The organism is Rhizobium sp. Root1204 (assembly GCF_001424965.1).
Classification (GTDB): domain Bacteria; phylum Pseudomonadota; class Alphaproteobacteria; order Rhizobiales; family Rhizobiaceae; genus Pararhizobium.
Genome location: NZ_LMCZ01000040.1, coordinates 204,427 through 224,135 on the forward strand (window position 1 = coordinate 204,427; position 19,709 = coordinate 224,135).

The following is a 19,709-nucleotide window of genomic DNA, read 5'->3' on the forward strand; positions in this document are numbered from 1 at the left end:
CAGCGAGCGCCCTGGGATAGACGCCCGCAGTCAAATGCACGGAAATCAGAGCTGGCCGATCGTGACCTCGTCTTCGCCAGCAATCGCCAGCGTGTTGCGCAGCGGCAGGCCGAACTCGGACGCCTCGATTTCGAAGATATCGCCTGCCTCGGTCTTGATGCCATCACCGAAGGATAGCGTCGCAGTCCCGAACATATGGACATGCACATCGCCCGGCGCACGGAAGATACCGTACTTGAAGTGGTGATATTCGAGGTTGGCAAACGTATGGGACATGTTGGCTTCGCCGGACAGGAACGGCTTTTCCCAGAACACGGCGCCATCGCGGATGATGCGCGAGGTCCCACGGATATCGCTCGGCGCTTCGCCCACCCGGATTTCCGGACCGAAGCTTGCAGGCCGCAACTTCGAATGAGCAAGATAGAGATAGTTGACGCGCTCGGTCACGTGATCGGAGAATTCGTTGGCGACCGCAAAACCGATGCGGAATGGCGCGCCCTTGTCGGAGATCACATAGATGCCTGCCATTTCCGGCTCTTCGCCGCCATCCTGCGCAAACGATGGCGAAACGAGGTCGCCGCCAGGGGCCACGGTCTGCGAGCCATTGCCCTTGTAGAACCATTCGGGCTGAACGCCCTTTTCGCCCGGCTTCGGCTTGCCGCCTTCCAGGCCCATCTTGAACATTCTCATCGTGTCGGTGGCGCCCTCTTCCACCTTGGACACAGCCGCGTGCATCGCATCGCGCGTCGAGGCAGAGCCAAGATGGGTAAGGCCCGTGCCGGTCAGGTGCAGGTGGGCATCGTCCGGATGCGTGATCGGCGGCAGGAAATTGCCCTTGGCATAAGCGTCCTGAAGATCGACTTCGTCGCCAAGTCCATGTGCCTCGACGACAGCCTTCAGGCTCTTGCCGGAATTGGCCGCTTCCATCGCCAGTCCGTAGACACTGGATGCGTTCTTGACCGCACGCGCGGCCTGCCCCGCGTCGCGAACGGCGACCGTGATCGAGCCATCATTGTTCTTCACCTGGGAAATCAGCACAGCACTATCCTTTTCTCGATCCGGGCTGTCTTTTCAGCGTCAAGCCGCGAGCTTTCGGCAACAACAACCCATTGGGAGACATGGCATATGCTCCCGTTGGTGGCGGCAACGCCGCCGTTCTCGTTATGATGCGTGGGCCGGAGCATCTCGCCAAATGTCAGCACGAAACGCGCCCCGGCACCAGTTTGCGCCGGACAAGGCCCGGCGCGCAGGACAGACCGGACCCGGTCAGCCCTTGTTCTTGTTGTAGACGTCGAAGAACACGGCAGCGAGAAGCACAAGGCCCTTGACCAGTTGCTGGTAATCGATGCCGAGGCCCATGATCGACATGCCGTTGTTCATGACGCCCATGATCAGAGCACCAATGACAGCGCCGGTGATCTTGCCAACGCCGCCCGAAGCGGACGCACCACCGATGAAGCAGGCCGCGATGACGTCGAGTTCGAAGCCGACACCGGCCTTCGGCGTTGCCGAATTCAGGCGGGCCGCGATGATCATGCCGGCAAGAGCGGCAAGCACGCCCATATTGACGAAGGTGTAGAAGGTCAGGCGCTCGGTATTGATACCGGAGAGCTTTGCGGCCTTCTCATTACCGCCCATCGCATAAATGCGGCGGCCGATCGTCGAACGTGTGGTGACGAACGTGTAGAGCGCGATCAGCAGAGCCATGACGACCAGAACGTTTGGGAAACCCTTGTAGGTCGAGAGCTGGTAGCCAAGGAAAATTGCGACAGCAGCAATGATGAACATCTGGCCGGCAAAGAACGCGAAAGGCTCGTTTTCCGTGCCGTGTTTCTCATTGGTGCGGCGGTCGCGAAGACCGTAGTAGATGGCCAGGGCTACCAGGGCAACGACGACGACAAGCGAGAAGAAATTGACGATCGTGTCCGGCGCCGGATTGAGGAAATACAGGAAATCAGGAACGAAGCCGGTCGACAGCGACTGGAAGTCCTTCGGGAACGGACCAATCGGGCGGTTCTGGAGAATGAGATAGGTCAGGCCGCGGAACACGAGCATACCGGCCAGCGTCACGATGAAGGCCGGAATTTTCTGGTAGGCGACCCAATACCCTTGAGCGGCACCGACGAGACCACCCAAGATCAGGCAGAGCGGCACCACGATCGAGTAATGGATTCCCCATTTCACCAGCATAATTGCCGACAGGCCGCCGGTGAACGCCACGATCGATCCGACGGACAGATCGATATGTCCGGCAACGATAATCAGAAGCATGCCCAGCGCCATGATGACGATGAAGGAGTTCTGCAGGATCAGGTTGGTCAGGTTGACCGGACGGAAGAGGACGCCATCCGTCAGATACTGGAAGAACAGCATGATAACCACGAGCGCGACGAGCAGGCCGTATTCGCGGATATTGTTCTTGAGATATTCCCCGATGGAGGGTGTGGTTTTCGGAGCGCTGGTTTCGGCGACCATTAGTGTTTCTCCCCGGAGCGCATGATGGCGCGCATAATGGATTCCTGGCTTGCTTCTGCTTTCGAAAGCTCGGCGACGATGCGTCCTTCGTTCATCACGTAGATGCGGTCGCAGGTTCCGAGAAGTTCGGGCATTTCCGATGAGATCATCAGGATACCCTTCCCTTCTGCGGCAAGCTGATTGATGATGGTATAGATTTCATACTTCGCCCCGACATCGATGCCGCGTGTCGGCTCGTCGAGGATCAGCACTTCAGGCGTGGTAAACAACCACTTGGATAGAACGACCTTCTGCTGGTTGCCACCCGACAGATTGACGGTCTCCTGATAGATCGAATGGGAGCGGATGCGCAGTTTCGTCCGGTAGTCGGTCGCGACCTTGCGCTCCATGTGATCGTCGATCACGCCGCTGCTTGCGACAGCGCCCAGATTGGCGAGCGTCGTGTTGTGCATGATGTTGTTGTTGAGCACCAGGCCGAGCTGTTTGCGGTCTTCGGTAACATAGGCAAGGCCGGCTTCGATGGCACGCGGGATGGTGCTGACATCAACAAGCTTGCCATGCATATGCACTTCGCCGGTGATCTTGTGACCCCAGGACTTTCCGAAAATGCTCATCGCGGTTTCGGTACGGCCGGCTCCCATGAGGCCGGCAATGCCGACGACTTCGCCGGCGCGGACATTGAAATTGATATCATGCAGGAACTGGCGGTCGCGGTGCTGCTGATGGAAGACATTCCAGTTTTTCACTTCCATCAACGTTTCGCCGATCTTCGGCTCGCGCGGCGGGTAGCGGTCTTCCATGTCGCGGCCGACCATGCCCTTGATGATGCGGTCTTCGCTGATATCTTCGTTGTGACAGTTCAGTGTTTCCACCGTGCCGCCATCGCGCAGGATGGTGATCTTGTCGGCGACCTTCTTGATCTCGTTCAGCTTGTGCGAAATGATGATCGAGGTCATGCCCTGCTTGCGGAATTCCATCAGCAGCTTCAAGAGCGCATCGGAATCCGTTTCATTGAGCGACGCTGTTGGCTCGTCGAGGATCAGCAGCCGGACCTTCTTGGAAAGTGCCTTGGCGATTTCGACGAGCTGCTGCTTGCCGACGCCGATATCGGTGATCCGGGCCGACGGTGGCTCCTTGAGACCAACCTTTTCAAGAAGGCCTTGCGTGCGGGCAAATGTCTGCTTCCAGTCGATGACGCCGTTGGTGGCGATTTCGTTGCCAAGGAAGATGTTTTCGGCAATCGACAGAAGCGGCACAAGCGCCAGCTCCTGGTGAATGATGATGATGCCGAGATGCTCGCTGTCCGAGATGGTCGAGAAGTTGCGAACTTCGCGATCGTAGTGGATTTCGCCGTCATAGGTTCCAGCGGGATAGACACCGCTCAAAACCTTCATCAGCGTTGATTTGCCGGCTCCGTTTTCGCCGACCAGCGCGTGAATTTCACCCTCGTGAACCTTCAGATTGACATTGTCCAGGGCCTTGACGCCCGGAAACGTCTTGGTGATGCCCCGCATTTCGAGAATGATGTTGTCCATGTTCAGGTAATCCTGCGGCAGTCCGTGAATGATGAGGCCAGACGCAATGACAATACAAGTCTCTCATCAAGATAAAAGGGCCCGCAGGTGATGCGGGCCCGGAATGGAGAAGACGGGATCAGTTGTTGATCTGGTCTTCCGTGTAGTAACCAGCGCCAACCAGCACGTCCTTGACGTTCGACTTGTCAACAGCAACCGGCTTCAGGAGGTAGGACGGGATGACCTTGACGCCATTGTCATAGGTCTTCGTGTCGTTGATTTCCGGCTCCTTGCCGCCAATGATGGCGTCCGTCATCGAGACGGCAACCTTGGCAAGCTCGCGGGTATCCTTGAAGATCGAGGAATACTGCTCGCCAGCGAGGATCGACTTGACCGAAGGAAGCTCAGCGTCCTGACCGGTAACGATCGGCATCGGCATGTCGCCGGAACCGTAGCCAACGCCCTTCAGAGCCGAGATGATGCCGATGGAGAGACCATCGTAAGGCGACAGAACGCCGTCAACCTTGGCATCGGTGTAGGTCGAGGAAAGCAGGTTTTCCATGCGGGCCTGTGCAACAGCACCGTCCCAACGCAGCGTGCCGACCTTTTCCATGCCTGTCTGGCCGGACTTGACGACGATCTTCTTGGCGTCGATCAGCGGCTGCAGAACCGACATTGCGCCATCGTAGAAGAAGAAGGCGTTGTTATCGTCCGGCGAACCGCCGAACAGTTCAACGTTCTTCGGCTCGGTCGCGCCGTCGAGCTTGAGACCCTGAACCAGCGTGGTTGCCTGCAGAACGCCGACCTGGAAGTTGTCGAACGTTGCGTAGTAGTCGACATTGCCGGAATCGCGGATCAGACGGTCATAAGCGATGACCTTGACGCCGGCTTCATGAGCCTTTGCCAGGATGTCGGAGAGCGTCGTGCCGTCGATGGCGCCGATGATGAGAACCTTGGCACCCTTGGTGACCATGTTCTCGATCTGGGCCAGCTGGTTCGGGATGTCGTCGTCAGCAAACTGCAGGTCCGGGGTATAGCCGGCTTCCTTGAACAGCTTTTCCATGGTCTCGCCGTCCGAAATCCAGCGGGTCGAGGTCTTGGTCGGCATCGAGATACCGACAGTGCCCTTGTCTTGGGCGATCGCCGGAACGACGAACGACGCCACGCTGAGCGCTGCGGCGGCGAGAAGCGAAGTAACTAATCTCATGTATCTCTCCCTGAGTGTTGATCCAGGCGGCGATCAGCCGGCCTTGATATGTGCAGCGCGTCGCGTAGCCGAGAGATCAGAAAATCTCTTGGCGGAGGTTTAAGGGGTGAAAGAAAGCCCTCCCAGGCCTTACACGCTCCCGAGCACGCTGGCGCACATGGCTGCAAACTGGAATCAAACATCATAACTGTCAAATGCAATATATGTGTATCCATATAGCAATTTTGGTATAATGTGGCGGAACAGTGTGATTTTTTGCATATGCGAAGGCATTTTTCTCGGAAGGTGGGTAAAATATGGACGATTCAGCGCCGCACTCATCCACAGCTGTCGATTATTCGGAGCGCGGAATTTTTCGCTTAGGCTTAAAAATGAGTCATCTTCAGCTGATTTTGGCCATTGAGGAGCACGGGCAGATCAGTGCAGCGGCCGATTCCCTGAGCATTTCACAGCCAGCCGCATCGCGCATGCTGGGTGAGATCGAGACCATTCTCAAGGCGCCGCTCTACGCCCGCGTCGCCCGCGGCGTCGAGCTGACACAGTATGGCCGGGCGCTGGCGCGGCGTGCCCGCACGATCTTCCTGGAACTGCGGGAAACGACCCGCGAGATCAACGAACTGAAAACGGGCAGCGGCGGCTCGGTGTCGCTCGGTTCTGTCACCGGCCCGGCCCTCAATCTCGCCGTTCCCGCTATCCGCCAGGTTTCGACCGCCTATCCCGGTATCGAAATCAACATCCAGATCGAAAACAGCAATGTGCTCGTGCGCGAACTGTTGGCCGCGCGGCACGACTTCGTCATCGGCCGGATACCGGACGACATGGATCCGCGGCAGTTCAATCTGATCGAACTCGGCGAGGAAGACGTCTGCCTGATTGTCCGTGCGGGTCATCCGCTGCTCGACAAGAGCATCATCAGCTCGTCTGATCTACCCGGTTACGACTGGGTTTTCCAGCCGTCCGGAACGCTACTGCGGCGCGCCGTTGAAGACAGCTTCCTGTCGGCCGGCACGCCCCTGCCCTCAACCATCATCAACACCTCATCGACGATCCTCACGGTCTCCATCGTCCGCCACACCAATGCCGTCGCTCCCGTCGCCCGTGACGTGGCAACGCTGATCGCCGGGAGCGGCAGCCAGGCAGGCGAAATTCGCGTCCTGCCCACCGATTTCGACATCAAGATCAGGCCGTACAGCCTGATCACCGCTCGCGGTCGCGCCCTGCCGCCAAGCGCCAAGCTTCTTTATGATCTGATCCTCAAGCAAAGTTCCGCCTGATCAGGCCCGCAAAACCTTGCCATGCTCTAAGGCGGCAAAACGGGAAGACGCGCATGTTCGGAATGTCGGTGTTCCAGTCCGTTCTGGAACGGCTGAAAACGGAAGAAGACGCGGAAGGGCCTGCTGAGGACGAGCAGCCAGCGCATACCAGTATCCGCGGCCTCAACGGCGGCTTCGTCGGCAATCTTGCCGCATCCGGGATGGCAGATAGCGGCGCAGTTCAGCGCGCCTATTTCGACACGGCCAGCGACGAGATGCTGGCGCCTGCCAAACCGGTACCCAAGCCCGTCATGCCGGACCATCTGGGCCGGATCCGCCCGGAGCAGATCGCCGCCGACCTGGCGCTGACCGAGATGGAAACGCCGCAGACACTCACCGACAAGCGCCGGCGCTTTGCAGCCGAAAATCATCCTGACCGGCACCACCCGGACTTTCGCTCCAACGCGACGATCCGGATGAAGATCGCCAACATGCTGATCGACGAGGCGCAACGGCGGTTACGGTTGATGCAGCGGCGGTGATGATCAGGCCGGGTCGTCGGTCTTGGCCTCTTCGGCAACCTCGGCCTTCGGCTTGAAAAAGATGATCAACACGCAGGCCGTATAGGCAGATACAGCAAGAAAGATCATCCCCCAGGTATTCGCACCGTTCCAGAACTCGACAGCCGTCCAGACACAGCAGAGCGCCACGATCAACAGCCGGACCCAAAGCGGCTTGTAGAACGGGTGATCCGGATCGATGAACTTCATCATGCAAACTGTCCTTGGAAATTTTCCGGCCTTGAAGGCCTTACATCACAACGTCACAGCTTTATGGCCAAAAGGACATTTGCCGCAAGGGGCCGGACGGTTTAACAGCTTGACGGCGACGGCGTAAATGGAATAAAAATTCCGAAAATAATGTTCGTTACGTTTTCATTCTGATTTTCGCTCGTGCCGGAGGAGATATACGGTATGCGCGCCGGAGTGGAAAAGAACAGGGAGAGAGATTGCCCCTGCCCGCAATACAGGGCCGGCCGACGCCTGAAACAACCTTGAAAGCATCAGCGCGGACCTGTCTTCCGCAACGCCTGTCCGGAGTGAGCGTCATCACCCCGTCCCTTCGCGGCGCTTTGCCGCTCGTCAAAAAGAGATGAACATGACCGTCAGATTTGGTCTTCTCGGTGCCGGCCGTATCGGCAAGGTCCACGCTAAAGCCGTCAGCGGCAATCCGGACGCCGTCCTGATCGCTGTTGCCGATGCCTTTCCCGAGGCCGCCAACGCGATCGCCAAGCAGTATGGCTGCGCGGTCCGCACGATCGAGGAAATCGAAAAATCGGCGGATATCGATGCCGTCGTCATCTGCACCCCGACAGACACCCATGCCGACCTGATCGAGCGTTTCGCCCGTGCCGGCAAGGCGATCTTCTGCGAAAAGCCGATCGATCTTGACGTCGGCCGGGTGCGTGAATGCATGAAAGTTGTCGAAGAGACCAAGGGCAAGCTGATGGTCGGCTTCAACCGCCGCTTCGATCCGCACTTCATGGCCGTGCGCAAGGCGATCGACGACGGCAAGATCGGCGACGTCGAAATGGTGACGATCATTTCGCGTGATCCCGGCGCCCCGCCGGTCGATTACATCAAGCGTTCCGGCGGCATCTTCCGCGACATGACCATCCATGATTTCGACATGGCCCGCTTCCTGCTCGGCGAAGAGCCGGTCGCCGTCACCGCCCATGCGGCCGTGCTCGTCGATCCGGAAATCGGCAAGGCCGGCGATTATGACAGCGTTTCGGTCATTCTTGAAACCGCATCCGGCAAGCAGGCGATCATCTCCAACTCGCGCCGCGCCACCTATGGCTACGACCAGCGCATCGAAGTGCACGGCTCGAAGGGCGTCGTCTCTGCCGAAAATCAGCGCGCCGTCTCGATCGAGATCGCCAACGGCGACGGCTATACCCGCCCGCCGCTGCATGATTTCTTCATGACGCGCTACACCGAAGCCTATGCCAACGAAATCGCCGGCTTCATCTCGGCGATCGAAAAGGGCACGAAGATCACGCCTTCCGGTGCTGACGGTCTCGCAGCTTTGGCCTTGGCCGACGCTGCCGTCAAGTCGGTCACGGAAAAGCGTCAGATCCGCGTCGGCGCCTGATCGATAAACCGAAGTCAGAAAGGCCGGGTTCGCCCGGCCATTCTTGTATCAAGACTGCTCTATCGACGACGGCAGCGGCCTGAAGGCGGCGATATCGTGATCCATGTCGGTCAAGGCCCGATCCAGATGCCCATCGAAAACCAGCCGCTGCTCATCGAAGATCACCGAAATTTCCGGTTTGCCCTGCAGCCGAACCTCATGCGACTGCTCAAGCCCCTCGTCGATGCCACGCTGCAGAAGATCGAAGTAACGCGTTCCCGGCCCGGTGATGTGGATCGGCATGCGGTCGTAGAGGCTGAGCAGCCGGGACAGACCATTGCCGAGCGCAATGCCGGCCTGCCGGAAAGCATAACCCGCCATGCGGTTTCCCTGGCGCGCGCTTGCGGCGATTTTGTCCATTTCCGCCAGAGGCACGAACTTGGCCGGGATCGTATCGGGCGGCACTTCAAAGGCTGTACGCAAAATCCCATAGAACCCCGCCGACGCCTCGATGCAGCCGAAGGAGCCGCAACGGCACAGGCAGCCATTGGTGGCATGCAGCATATGGCCGAAATTGGGTGCCGTCACCTCCAGCTCGCCAAACCTATCCTTGCGGGCAACGCCAAGCCCGATGCTGTGGCCAAGCGACAAGGCGGCAAGCACGCGAAAAGACCCGGCCTCGCTCGCATCCGCCTTCATTCCCAAGGCCTGCGCCACCAGAAGCGTCTCGTTGTTCAGGGTGACCTTGGCGCGCCAGTCCGGCTGCAGCAACGATACGAAATCGATCTGCTCGCCACCAAAGACCGGCGACCACAACAGCCGCTTGCCATCCGCATCGACCGTGCCCTTGCTGCTGATCGAGACGGCAAGGATCTGCGCCTTGTCCAGTTGCGACCGGTGAATAAGGCGGGCCAGCGCATCGAGGAACCCCTCGGCAAAAGATTGCGTGCCCACGGCCTTGTGATTGCGCAGCTCCTCGAAACGGTCGATCAGCCGCCCGGAATAATCGACCAGCGAATATTGCACGACATCCGAGGAGATTCGCACGGCAATCAGAAAGCCGCTGTCGCGGCGCTGCGCAAACAGCACCCGCGGCCGGCCGCGTCCCGAAGGCGCCTGCTGTTCCGCCTTCTCAATGACCCCTGCCCGCTCCAGTTCGGCGGTGATCGCAGAAACGGTTGCAGAGGCCAGCCCCGTATGTTCGGATATGTCGGTATGGGAGAGCGGCCCCAGACGCCGCAGCGTTGCAAGCACGAGCGCGCTGTTTTGCTGACGCACCAGTTCGGTGCTCGATTTACTCAGCATTGCGCATCCCTGTTGCTCACGAATCCCACAAACACATGCTCCTCCCAAAGCATCTGCCCGATGTCAAACGGCCTTGTTCAAAGCATTGTTGACAGCCCCGAAAAACTCTGACATCTATTTTCTCGACTGTCGAGAAAAAACTCTTTTGGAGCTGGCGACAGGCAAATTTGCTGGCCGGGGGCCGTGCGGGAGGTTCGCGCGGACGGCCAGCGGTCACTTGGGAGGACTTCATGAAATCAGTTTTGACACTGATGGCAGGCGCTGCCATCATCGTATCTCTGCACACTGCAGCCATGGCCAAGGATCTGGTCGTTGGCGTTTCCTGGTCGAACTTCCAGGAAGAACGCTGGAAGACCGACGAAGCCGCCATCAAGGCAGCCCTCGAAGCCTCCGGCGACAAGTACATTTCCGCTGACGCCCAGGCATCCGCCGCCAAGCAATTGACCGACATCGAGTCGCTAATCGCACAGGGCGCCAACGCCATCATCGTTCTGGCGCAGGATTCGGAAGCCATCGGCCCGGCCATCGAAAAGGCCGCCGCTGAAGGTATTCCGGTCGTCGGCTACGACCGCCTGATCGAAAATCCGGCTGCCTACTACATCACCTTCGACAACAAGGAAGTCGGCCGCATGCAGGCTGCCGAAGTGTTCAAGGTCAAGCCGGAAGGCAACTACGTTTTCATCAAGGGCGCATCAACGGACCCGAACGCTGACTTCCTGTTCTCCGGGCAGTTGGAAGTGCTGAAGGCCGCCATGGACGCCGGCAAGATCAAGAATGTCGGCGAAGCCTATACGGACGGCTGGAAGCCGGAAGTTGCGCAGAAGAACATGGAGCAGTTCCTGACCGCCAACGACAACAAGGTTGACGGTGTCGTCTCCTCGAACGACGGCATGGCCGGCGGCGTTGTCGCAGCGCTCGAAGCCCAGGGCCTGGCAGGTTCTGTTCCGGTTTCAGGCCAGGACGGCGACAAGGCCGCCTTGAACCGCGTCGCACTTGGCACCCAGACCGTATCCGTCTGGAAAGATAGCCGCGAACTCGGCAAGAAGGCCGGCGAAATCGCTGTGGCGCTTGCCAGCGGCACCGCCATGGATGCGATCCCCGGCACTGTCAAGTTTGCCGGCGGACCGAAGGGCGTCGAAATGCAGTCGTTCTTCATCGCACCGCAGCCGATCACCAAGGACAATCTGAACGTCGTCATCGACGCCGGCTGGATTTCCAAGGAAGAAACCTGCCAGGGCGTCAAGGCCGGAACCGTTGCAGTCTGCAACTGATCCGATCCTGAACATGGGCAGATAAAGTCCCGTTACCAGCGCCGCAGCGATCACGTTGCGGCGCTTCTCCGATGTACGGTACTTTAGACAAGAATAAAGGGGGAGTAATCAGGAAATGGCAAACACCACCATTGCCACGCCTTCCAGCAGCGTGCGCCAGACACAGGGGAACGCCTTGCAGCGCTTCCTGCAGGCGACCGAGATCGACACCCGGCTTCTGGGAATGATCGCAGCGCTGATGTGCATCTGGCTCGGCTTTCAATTTTTTACCGACGGGCTTTTCCTGACGCCACGCAACCTGTGGAACCTGACGGTCCAGGCTGCATCGGTCTCGGTCATGGCAACCGGCATGGTGCTCGTCATCGTCACCCGCAATATCGACCTGTCGGTCGGCTCGATCCTCGGCTTCGTCGGCATGATCATGGCGATCACCCAAGCCAAGATCCTGCCGCCGCTGATTGGTTTCGACCACCCGGCCACCTGGATCATAGCGTTGACAGTCGGCATCGCGCTTGGAACTGCCATCGGCGCCTTCCAGGGCATCATCATCGCCTTTCTCAACGTTCCCGCTTTCATCGTCACGCTGGGCGGCCTGCTGATCTGGCGGGCTGCGGCCTTCCTCGTCATCTCCGGCGCCACCGTTGCGCCGATGGATTCGACCTTCCGCCTGATGGGCGGCGGCGCGGAGGGGTCGATCGGTGCCACGGCCAGCTGGGTCGTCGGCGTCATCGCCTGCGTCATCATCGTCGCCTCGATCATCAACTCGCGCAAGCAGCGCAAGCGCTTCGGCTTTCCGTTGCGGCCGATGTGGGCGGAGTATTTCCTCTCCACGGTCGGTTGCGTCATGGTGCTGGCCGCCGTCTGGGTGCTGAACAGCTATTACATGCCGGTCAATCTCGCCAAGAAATATGCCGAGGCCAACAACATCCCCTGGCCTGAAGGCGGCTTGCAGATCCCGCTCGGTATCGCCATCCCGGTGCTGATGGCCGTCGGCATCGCCATCGCCATGAGCTTTCTTACCACCCGCACCCGCTTTGGCCGCTATGTCTTTGCGATCGGCGGCAACCCTGAAGCAGCCGAACTCGCGGGCATCAAGACCCGCTGGGTGACGGTGCGCATCTTCGCGCTGATGGGCGCACTCTGCGCCATCGCAGCCGCCATTTCGACGGCCCGCCTGAACGCAGCAACCAATGCGCAAGGCACGCTCGACGAACTCTATACGATCGCTGCTGCAGTCATCGGCGGTACGTCGCTTGCCGGCGGCATGGGCACGATCTCAGGCGCAGTTCTCGGTGCGATCGTCATGCAATCCCTGCAGTCCGGCATGGTGTTGTTGCGCATCGATACGCCACTGCAAAGCATCGTCATCGGCATCGTGCTGGTCATGGCCGTCTGGCTGGATACCGTTTATCGCGGCCGGGCCAAGTAAAGGAGTACGACAATGACGGAACAACGCACTCCGCTGGTGGAAATGAAGAACATTTCCATCTCTTTCGGCGGCATCCACGCCGTCGACAACGCCTCGGTCGATCTCTATCCGGGCGAAGTCGTGGCTCTGCTCGGCCATAACGGCGCCGGCAAGTCGACCCTGATCAAGATTCTGTCAGGCGCCTACAAGCGTGACGCCGGCGAAATCCTGATCAATGGCGATCCGGTGCAGATCAACAATCCCCGTGACGCCAAGGGTTACGGCATCGAGACGATCTACCAGACGCTCGCAGTCGCCGATAATGTCGATGCGGCCGCCAACCTCTATCTCGGCCGTGAGCTGCGCACCCCCTGGGGCACGCTCGACGATGTCGCGATGGAAGCCAAGGCCCGTGAAGTGATGGGGCGGCTCAACCCGAACTTCCGCCGCTTCAAGGAACCGGTGAAGGCACTGTCCGGCGGCCAACGCCAATCGGTGGCGATCGCCCGCGCCATCCTGTTCGACGCCCGCATCCTGATCATGGACGAGCCGACCGCGGCACTCGGGCCGCAGGAAACGGCGCAGGTTGGCGAACTGATCAAGCAGCTGAAGCGCGAAGGCATCGGGATCTTCCTGATCAGCCACGATATCCACGACGTCTTCGATCTCGCCGACCGCGTTTCGGTGATGAAGAACGGCCAGGTGGTCGGTCATGCCCGCACCGAGGATGTCACCAAGGACGAAGTGTTGGGGATGATCATCCTCGGCAAGGTCCCACCGAAGGCCATCCCCGGCCCCGGTGCGATGCAGACGGCCTAGGCAATTCTGTGCCTGAAAGAACAATGCCGCGCCTCCAAAGCGCGGCATTTTTTCGCCCGTCCCTTGCCCGTTGTTCCCTTCCCTCCGCTCTGGCAGCGATTGCGAGCCGTACCATTTTCAATGAACAGGATTTTCCTGCCGCCGGGACGCTTTCACCATTGATGCGCGGCACGACCTAGGCTATGAACCGGTCACAGCTTGCTTCGACGGCCTCAAACCGTCGCGGATGCACCCGTAGCTCAGCTGGATAGAGTGTTGGATTCCGATTCCAAAGGTCACAGGTTCGAATCCTGTCGGGTGCGCCATTTTTTCTACGTCGCCACATAAGTGCGGACTGGCTACCATATAACGCGGACTGTGAACGCATAAACGCGGATTAGTCTGACAGATTCCGCCTCCAGAGGCGTTTCTTACGGCGAGATCGCTTCATCCCTGTTCCCTTCCGGCGTCGTCGTCACTGCAGCCTTGCACCATGTCTATCGTTGAGGGGGCGATGCCGGCGCTTGTCGGGTGATCAGTGTTCGGTTAGATTTTTGGTATTTCGTCGCCCATCCGCAGCGCCTCATGCTGCTCGACACATGTTTCAGGTCATTGTAATTGTTGACATTGGTGGCCGACGGTCGCGAAATGACCGAAAGTGGGCTTCGTCGCGCACTTCTCAAGATCACAGTTAATTTTTGGTAGCACGTCTTTCCTGCCCAAAACGCCGACCACCTTGTTCAGAATAGCCTCCAATTAATACTTAGGGCCGATGAGACCGTGATGAAAATTCAAGTCTAATAGAGATTATCGGCAGCTCAAAACAATAGAAATATAGCGGCACAAATAATGCGCAACATATACTTTGAATTGTTGACAATCGCCATGGATTCATCGTCGAATCCTATAAATGTTGACAATAATGCGGCTAGCGAAGGCCTGAATGATTCTTGCGGATTTGGCTTTGTGAATCCTTGCTGGCTGCACGCTGGCTCTGAAGAGACGTTGGGGATCGGGTAGTGGGAGTTACACGCCCTCACTTTCAAAGTGTCGATATGCAGATTCCTGACTTATCCCGAGCACATTCCCAAAAGCCCAAGGTTTCAATCCGCGCCAGCCAGCTAGATTGTCGCTTTGCGCCAGAAGCAGTCATCCTGCCTTTCTTCAAAGCCGTGTGATCCATTCATGTCCCGGATACATTGCCTCAAGCCAACATCGTAAATCGGCTTTTTCCTGATCGTGAAGCTTCGGCAAGGCAGCATGCAGGTCTTCCTCATCCTTCGCTCGAACGTGTTTTGCCTTAAACAACAGGGCAAGAGCAGGAGCGAGATAAGGAATTCCGGTCGGTGTTTCTCGAACCGCAGTCGATCTGGGCAGACGGAATGATGGATCGCGCTTGTAAGTCCAATTTTCTCGGGTGCCATGTTCGATCATCATGTCCACGCGCCAGCAAAGGTTCGCCATGTCGGCTCCCCATAATTGGGTGGTCTCTGGCCGAGGCCTCGTTTCAGGAGCAAGATAGGCAAAATTGCCGTTGCGGACCTCGAAGAAATCCAGCTCGGATAACTCGTCGCGAAAAATATCGACATCGTCCGAAAGTATGCAGAACTCCAAGTCCTCGTGATCGCGGGTCTGGTAACCGTGCCACAGGTCTAGTGCCCAGCCACCGACAATATACCAGGACGGGTGCTGGTAGCGGAAACGCTCAGAAAGCAGTTCCGGTGTCCAAGCATCCCGCGCATCATCTGGAATATGTTGCATCCTCACCACCTGCATTCGCTTGATTCGACCGTCGCATTCCTCAGTGAGCGATATCAGCCCTTCGCCCTGCGGAGGAAGATACCGTCGATGCATCTGGCCTTTCGATAGCACATACCGCCAATGACCTCTTCGGGCCGGAGGCCGTCATGACGCAGACGCGCCAACTGGGGACGTGAATTACGCCGCTATTTTTCGACATAGGCCGCCAGTTCTTCGGCAGATCCGGAGGGAAATGCTTCCCTGAGATAGTCGAGGAAAGCAGACACCCGCGCGCTGAGAAGGCGGCGTGAAGGATAGAGCGCCCATAGCGCCGTTTCCGGCCCTTCGACATCTCCCCAGCGAACCAGCCTAAGCGCCTAAAGACCGACCGCATCGACCTCTTCTACCAGCACCGCGTCGATCCGGCCGTTCCGATCGAAGATGTCGCGGGTGCGGTGAAGGGCCTGATCGCGGAAGGCAAGGTCGAGCATTTCGGTATGTCTGAAGCGGGTGTCGCAACGATTCGAAAGGCGCATACTGTCCAGCCGGTCACCGCGCTTCAAAGCGAGTATTCATTGTTCACGCGAGATCCGGAAGCGGAACTGCTTCCCGTTCTCGAAGAACTGGGGATCGGTTTCGTGCCGTTCACGCCACTCGGCGCGGGATTACTGACAGGTAAGATCGACGCGAGCACGAAATTCGATGCAACAGATTTCCGAAATCTCGTCCCGCGCTTCGACGCTGATGCTCGCGAGGCCAATCTCGCACTGGTGGCGGCGATCACGTCGATTGCCGTTGGGAACCGCACTACTCCCGCTCAGGTCGCGCTGGCCTGGTTGCTGGCGCAGAAACCCTGGATCGTGCCGATCCCCGGTACGACGAAGCAGCACCGTCTCGAAGAGAACATTGGAAGCGTCAATCTCGAAATGACCTCGGCCGACTTGGCAGAGATCGAAACCGTTCTTGCGAAATTCGAGGTTGTTGGCGAGCGACTTCCCGAAGCCGTCCTGAAAATGACGGGCCTCTGATATGGATGGCGTGTTGACCTGCCATTTCGAGTTCGATGCCATAGGCACGTCTTGGGAGATCGACACGCCTGCTCCGCTCTCTCAAGAGGTCAGGTCGCGGATACTCGACCTGATCGAGCGCTTCGACAGCGTCTATTCCCGATTCCGTGATGACTCCATCGTTTCGCGGATCGCAAATGCTCCCGAAGGTGGGACGTTCACCTTTCCGTCCGGGGCGATCCCGATGTTCGATCTCTACGATCGGCTTCACGACGCGACGGGCGGAGCGGTCGATCCGCTCGTCGGATGTGATCTCGAGCGTCTGGGATACGACGCTGGCTACTCGCTCCTTCCGGATGAAGACTCTCTTGCTTCCATGACGACCAAGCGTCCGAGCTGGTCTCGGGACCTCGTGCGGAATGAACGAACCGTGAGCACCCGCAAGCCGCTCGTGATCGATCTCGGTGCAGTCGGAAAAGGCAGGCTCGTCGATCTTGTCACCGACATTCTGACGGAAGAGGGCGTCGTTGAGTTCGTGATCGATGGCAGCGGGGACATGTGCCACCGTGGAGACGGTACCCTCACCGTCGGCCTCGAGCATCCCCATGATCCGGACATGGTGATCGGGATCGCTAACCTGAAGGATTCGTCCATCTGCGCCTCGGCGTCCAATCGCCGCCGATGGGGTCATGGTCTTCACCACGTCCTGGACGGGCGGACCGGGCGACCGACTATGAACGTCATCGCCACATGGGCGATTGCCGCCGACGCGGCAACGGCCGACGGGCTCGCGACCGCTCTCTTCTTCGATCCGCCGTCCCGGTTGATGTCGACCTTCGATTTCTCGTTCGTCCGCATGTTCGCCGACGGCCGCGCCGAAATCTCGGACAATTTCAATGGCGAAGTCTTCACTTGAGAAAGGAACAGCAATGCGAAGCCAGACACGGAAAATGCTTCTGACCACGGCACTCACGCTCGTGCTTGCCGGGGCGGCGGAGGCTGAAGGCGCGCGCAAGACGCCGTATGCCGACGGTGTCTATACCGCGACGGGCGAATACGGCGGGCAGCCGTCGCATATCACGGTCAGAGCAACCCTGAAGGACGGCATCATCACCACCGTCACCGTAACCCCGCATGCCTATGTCCCGCGCTCCCTGGAACTCCAGCGCGCCTTCGCGGCGGCCGTGCCCAAGGTCGTCGTCGGCAAGAGGATCGATGAGGTCCGGGTCCGAAAGCTTGCTGGCTCCAGCGGCACGCCCAAAGGCTTCAATGATGCCATCCGCCAGATCAGGCAGCAGGCAGCACGTGGATAAGCAGGACAAAGCCATGCCAGGCGAGAGGAGATTTCATTGTTAAACAGCATCAAGTCGGTTCTGCTCGCGTCGCTGCTGGTCCTGTCTGACATGTCGGTAGGCAGATCGGAAAGCAGGAACCTGTCTCCGACGAACACGATCGGCGACATCCTGCGACATCCGGCATTCTCAGGATACGCGCCTCGGGTCCTACCGTGGGACGATCGGCGATACGACGAGGACATGACACTCAACGGCTTGCAAAAACTGCTGCCCTATCACAGCGCCGTGGACGTGCAGACGGTTCTGGGCGGCCTCAACCGCATTATCGACGATGTCGCAGGCGGCCACCAAGTGTTCTACGACATCTATTCCGACGAGGAGAAGAGGGCCGACCCAACCAAGCAGAACACGGGTCTCTTCTTTTTCCGGGGAAAGCCAGGAGCACCGTTCGCCATCGTCTCCCCCGGCGGCGGCTTTGCCTATGTCGGATCCGTCCACGAGGGCTTCAGGGACGCGAGGACAGCGCACTACCGCGATCTTGGTGCGAGATACCTCCTTCTTTCTGAAACCACTCTTCGGCTGCCAGTCCTCAAAGACCTGAAACGGATGTGGATGCACAGGCAGGTCGAGGGGGAACATCCTCAGATGGCGGAGCTTCGGCAATGCCTCCGCAGAGCGACCTACCCGGCCACGATCGAGAGCCTCGTCCGCTCGATGCCGATCAACGGGATCTTCACCCATAGCCGCACCGAGGGCAGATCATCGGCCCGCCACGTCACCGAATGCAATCCCGTGTTCTCCGCCGTGATGCAGATGGCCATCCGAGGTGAACTCGATGTCGATCTCGCCAACAGCCTTTCGCCCTCCACCATCGTAACCAGAAGGAATGCCGCTCATGCGTGACGATATCATCTGGCAGAAGATTAAGACCTACCACGAACTGGATCTGCCACCTGATCGCGAGAACGCGCCGACGATCCAGGCGTGGGAGCTGAAGGATCGCCAGCAATTCTTCATCCTGAATCCGCGCCGAACGAAGTACGGCATCTTCTCATTCGGCGGGACCCTGCAAGCGGCAAAGGATTCCAATCCGCAGTCGGAATTCACTCATCTCGGCACCAATGACAGGATCTACCTCTCGGATTGGCAGATCAGCGAACTCGCCCGCGCCAAGCGTATCCGCCCAGTCATTGGGCCGACCGACGGGGCGAGGAATGTCCCCGGCTCGTCATTTGCCTTGAAGCCGAACCAGCGAAAAAAGGCGGTGACGAAGCTGGCCTATGCGGACGGGTTCGAGACCTTCATGCGCGAGAACGATCTTCGGTCGATGACCGATGAGCAGAAGGCGCAGGTCATCAAGAAGGTGGCCGCGGAAATCGGCGACGACAAACCACCCGGGCGATCTGGGTGGTACAAGATCATCAGGATCGCCCGCACCGGAAATCAATACGACAGGCTTGTCAGTTTTGCGGACAACGATGCGGCGAAGGGCAACCGTCGCCTCCGTTACGGGCCGACGACGAATGATGCGATCATCGATGCCGCCCAAGCGGCGGTTGCGGCGCGCGGCGACTGGAAGACAATCCGTGCTCTGCTCGAAAAATGGTCAAAGCTTGGTGGGCGCTATTACCACAGCGGCCTTCCGCGCGTTCAACGACGGGTCCTCTCACATCCTCATTGAACATCTTCGACATGTCGTCGCGACCCGGCTGGCACCCGACGACTCCCACAATTATTTCGGTTATCGCCATGCTGCATGATCAATTCCGTCTCCAGCGCATCTTCTCGAGATGGCGCGTGCGTCCGTGCTTCGGTGAAGGCGCACGCTCCTATTTCACCCGGCTCGTGATGGATGGGGAGGAACTCACTCCGCGCGACTTCGCACTCCGCAGCGACATGTACCGCGGCGGTGACCCGATCCGGCAGATCCTGAAAGCGGTGACGGATCTGCCGATCGCCGAGGAGGAGAAAGCATCTCTCGTTCGGTGGACACCGATCCCCGCAACCAGGTCGAAAAACACGACCGCCCCACCGCGGGCATCCCGTCGAAGCCTTCGATACTGCCCGGAATGTGTGAAGGAAGCGCCATATCACCGGAGTTGGTGGGATGTCCGGAGCCTGACGCGTTGCCTTTTCCACGGAAACTCGCTGCGTCTCGGTGAAGGCGATAGCTCATATCCATTCTATGGCCACCTGAAGGGCGGGCTGGGAGTCGGGCGCGGCTCTTGCCCCAACGACGGCTCCTACGATTGCTACCAGCTTCAGCGGATGGGGATTGTGGAGCCGCTGGTTCCGCGCCCCCT

At 59.0% G+C, this 19,709-nt stretch carries 17 protein-coding genes, 1 tRNA gene and 2 pseudogenes; 12 read left to right on the top strand and 8 right to left on the bottom strand.

Going from position 1 to position 19,709, the window contains the following annotated elements; all coding sequences use genetic code 11:
- Nucleotides 1-45: 45 nt before the first annotated feature.
- From araD1 to chvE, 4 genes are all read right to left on the bottom strand, one after another.
- A complete protein-coding gene (gene araD1 / locus ASC96_RS25355; protein WP_060505835.1) occupies nt 46-1,038 on the bottom strand; it encodes an AraD1 family protein in 993 nt (330 codons plus the stop codon).
- Nucleotides 1,039-1,266: 228 nt separating this feature from the next.
- Entirely contained in the window at nt 1,267-2,475 is a 1,209-nt protein-coding gene (gene mmsB / locus ASC96_RS25360) for a multiple monosaccharide ABC transporter permease (RefSeq protein ID WP_060505836.1), read from the bottom strand.
- Nucleotides 2,475-4,010, bottom strand: a complete 1,536-nt coding sequence (gene mmsA / locus ASC96_RS25365; RefSeq protein ID WP_060505837.1) for a multiple monosaccharide ABC transporter ATP-binding protein — start codon at nt 4,008-4,010, stop codon at nt 2,475-2,477. Before mmsA ends, mmsB begins: the two co-directional genes overlap by 1 nt.
- A 118-nt stretch (nt 4,011-4,128) precedes the next feature.
- A complete protein-coding gene (gene chvE / locus ASC96_RS25370) occupies nt 4,129-5,196 on the bottom strand; it encodes a multiple monosaccharide ABC transporter substrate-binding protein (RefSeq protein WP_060505838.1) in 1,068 nt (355 codons plus the stop codon).
- 296 nt (nt 5,197-5,492) lie between these two features.
- On the opposite strand from chvE, the gene ASC96_RS25375 reads away from it, so the two are divergent.
- A complete protein-coding gene (locus tag ASC96_RS25375; RefSeq protein ID WP_060505839.1) occupies nt 5,493-6,470 on the top strand; it encodes a LysR family transcriptional regulator in 978 nt (325 codons plus the stop codon).
- A 53-nt stretch (nt 6,471-6,523) separates the two neighbouring features.
- Nucleotides 6,524-6,991, top strand: a complete 468-nt coding sequence (locus tag ASC96_RS25380; RefSeq protein ID WP_060505840.1) for a hypothetical protein — start codon at nt 6,524-6,526, stop codon at nt 6,989-6,991.
- Nucleotides 6,992-6,994: 3 nt separating this feature from the next.
- Here the strand turns inward: ASC96_RS25380 and ASC96_RS25385 are convergent, their stop codons facing one another.
- The gene (locus tag ASC96_RS25385) at nt 6,995-7,222 is read right to left on the bottom strand and encodes a hypothetical protein (RefSeq protein ID WP_082512264.1); all 228 of its coding nucleotides are present in this window, start codon (nt 7,220-7,222) and stop codon (nt 6,995-6,997) included.
- Between the two features lie 385 nt (nt 7,223-7,607).
- Between ASC96_RS25385 and iolG the strand changes: the two genes are divergently transcribed.
- Nucleotides 7,608-8,603, top strand: a complete 996-nt coding sequence (iolG, locus tag ASC96_RS25390) for an inositol 2-dehydrogenase (protein ID WP_060506069.1) — start codon at nt 7,608-7,610, stop codon at nt 8,601-8,603.
- A gap of 48 nt (nt 8,604-8,651) precedes the next feature.
- Here iolG and ASC96_RS25395 read toward each other — a convergent pair whose 3' ends face one another.
- Nucleotides 8,652-9,887 (bottom strand): ROK family protein, encoded by a 1,236-nt coding sequence (locus tag ASC96_RS25395; protein ID WP_060505841.1) that lies wholly within the window; start codon nt 9,885-9,887, stop codon nt 8,652-8,654.
- Between the two features lie 230 nt (nt 9,888-10,117).
- On the opposite strand from ASC96_RS25395, the gene xylF reads away from it, so the two are divergent.
- From xylF to ASC96_RS25415, 4 genes are all read left to right on the top strand, one after another.
- Complete coding sequence (xylF, locus tag ASC96_RS25400; RefSeq protein WP_060505842.1) at nt 10,118-11,158, top strand: D-xylose ABC transporter substrate-binding protein; 1,041 nt, start codon at nt 10,118-10,120, stop codon at nt 11,156-11,158.
- 115 nt (nt 11,159-11,273) lie between these two features.
- Nucleotides 11,274-12,587: a sugar ABC transporter permease gene (locus tag ASC96_RS25405; protein WP_060505843.1), complete on the top strand. Its 1,314-nt coding sequence runs from the start codon at nt 11,274-11,276 to the stop codon at nt 12,585-12,587.
- Between the two features lie 12 nt (nt 12,588-12,599).
- Entirely contained in the window at nt 12,600-13,385 is a 786-nt protein-coding gene (locus tag ASC96_RS25410; RefSeq protein ID WP_037098954.1) for an ATP-binding cassette domain-containing protein, read from the top strand.
- A gap of 228 nt (nt 13,386-13,613) precedes the next feature.
- Nucleotides 13,614-13,690 (top strand) — tRNA-Arg (locus ASC96_RS25415).
- An 838-nt stretch (nt 13,691-14,528) separates the two neighbouring features.
- Here ASC96_RS25415 and ASC96_RS25420 read toward each other — a convergent pair.
- Nucleotides 14,529-15,125 (bottom strand): amino acid transporter, encoded by a 597-nt coding sequence (locus ASC96_RS25420; protein WP_082512275.1) that lies wholly within the window; start codon nt 15,123-15,125, stop codon nt 14,529-14,531.
- A gap of 185 nt (nt 15,126-15,310) precedes the next feature.
- Nucleotides 15,311-15,472 (bottom strand): annotated as a pseudogene (locus ASC96_RS34140) (LysR family transcriptional regulator); the annotation flags it as partial.
- Between the two features lie 3 nt (nt 15,473-15,475).
- Between ASC96_RS34140 and ASC96_RS25425 the strand changes: the two are divergent.
- The 5 genes and pseudogenes from ASC96_RS25425 to ASC96_RS25445 form a co-directional block, all read left to right on the top strand.
- Nucleotides 15,476-16,132 (top strand): annotated as a pseudogene (locus ASC96_RS25425) (aldo/keto reductase); the annotation flags it as partial.
- A 13-nt stretch (nt 16,133-16,145) separates the two neighbouring features.
- On the top strand, nt 16,146-17,027 hold the full coding sequence (locus tag ASC96_RS25430) for an FAD:protein FMN transferase (RefSeq protein ID WP_244482312.1): 882 nt from the start codon (nt 16,146-16,148) through the stop codon (nt 17,025-17,027).
- Nucleotides 17,028-17,040: 13 nt separating this feature from the next.
- Entirely contained in the window at nt 17,041-17,424 is a 384-nt protein-coding gene (locus ASC96_RS25435) for a hypothetical protein (RefSeq protein ID WP_200954914.1), read from the top strand.
- Between the two features lie 36 nt (nt 17,425-17,460).
- Nucleotides 17,461-18,309 (top strand): hypothetical protein, encoded by an 849-nt coding sequence (locus ASC96_RS25440; RefSeq protein WP_060505846.1) that lies wholly within the window; start codon nt 17,461-17,463, stop codon nt 18,307-18,309.
- Complete coding sequence (locus ASC96_RS25445) at nt 18,302-19,087, top strand: hypothetical protein (protein ID WP_060511736.1); 786 nt, start codon at nt 18,302-18,304, stop codon at nt 19,085-19,087. The genes ASC96_RS25440 and ASC96_RS25445 overlap by 8 nt, the downstream gene beginning before the upstream one ends.
- Nucleotides 19,088-19,709 lie beyond the last annotated feature (622 nt).

What these genes read in the sequence shown, in the direction of transcription:
- mmsB (WP_060505836.1), bottom strand. Translation starts at nt 2,475, where the DNA reads ATGGTCGCCGAAACCAGCGCTCCGAAAACCACACCCTCCATCGGGGAA.
- mmsA (WP_060505837.1), bottom strand. Translation starts at nt 4,010, where the DNA reads ATGGACAACATCATTCTCGAAATGCGGGGCATCACCAAGACGTTTCCG.
- chvE (WP_060505838.1), bottom strand. Translation starts at nt 5,196, where the DNA reads ATGAGATTAGTTACTTCGCTTCTCGCCGCCGCAGCGCTCAGCGTGGCG.
- ASC96_RS25375 (WP_060505839.1), top strand. Translation starts at nt 5,493, where the DNA reads ATGGACGATTCAGCGCCGCACTCATCCACAGCTGTCGATTATTCGGAG.
- ASC96_RS25380 (WP_060505840.1), top strand. Translation starts at nt 6,524, where the DNA reads ATGTTCGGAATGTCGGTGTTCCAGTCCGTTCTGGAACGGCTGAAAACG.
- ASC96_RS25385 (WP_082512264.1), bottom strand. Translation starts at nt 7,222, where the DNA reads ATGATGAAGTTCATCGATCCGGATCACCCGTTCTACAAGCCGCTTTGG.
- iolG (WP_060506069.1), top strand. Translation starts at nt 7,608, where the DNA reads ATGACCGTCAGATTTGGTCTTCTCGGTGCCGGCCGTATCGGCAAGGTC.
- ASC96_RS25395 (WP_060505841.1), bottom strand. Translation starts at nt 9,887, where the DNA reads ATGCTGAGTAAATCGAGCACCGAACTGGTGCGTCAGCAAAACAGCGCG.
- xylF (WP_060505842.1), top strand. Translation starts at nt 10,118, where the DNA reads ATGAAATCAGTTTTGACACTGATGGCAGGCGCTGCCATCATCGTATCT.
- ASC96_RS25405 (WP_060505843.1), top strand. Translation starts at nt 11,274, where the DNA reads ATGGCAAACACCACCATTGCCACGCCTTCCAGCAGCGTGCGCCAGACA.
- ASC96_RS25410 (WP_037098954.1), top strand. Translation starts at nt 12,600, where the DNA reads ATGACGGAACAACGCACTCCGCTGGTGGAAATGAAGAACATTTCCATC.
- ASC96_RS25420 (WP_082512275.1), bottom strand. Translation starts at nt 15,125, where the DNA reads ATGCAACATATTCCAGATGATGCGCGGGATGCTTGGACACCGGAACTG.
- ASC96_RS25435 (WP_200954914.1), top strand. Translation starts at nt 17,041, where the DNA reads ATGCGAAGCCAGACACGGAAAATGCTTCTGACCACGGCACTCACGCTC.
- ASC96_RS25445 (WP_060511736.1), top strand. Translation starts at nt 18,302, where the DNA reads ATGCGTGACGATATCATCTGGCAGAAGATTAAGACCTACCACGAACTG.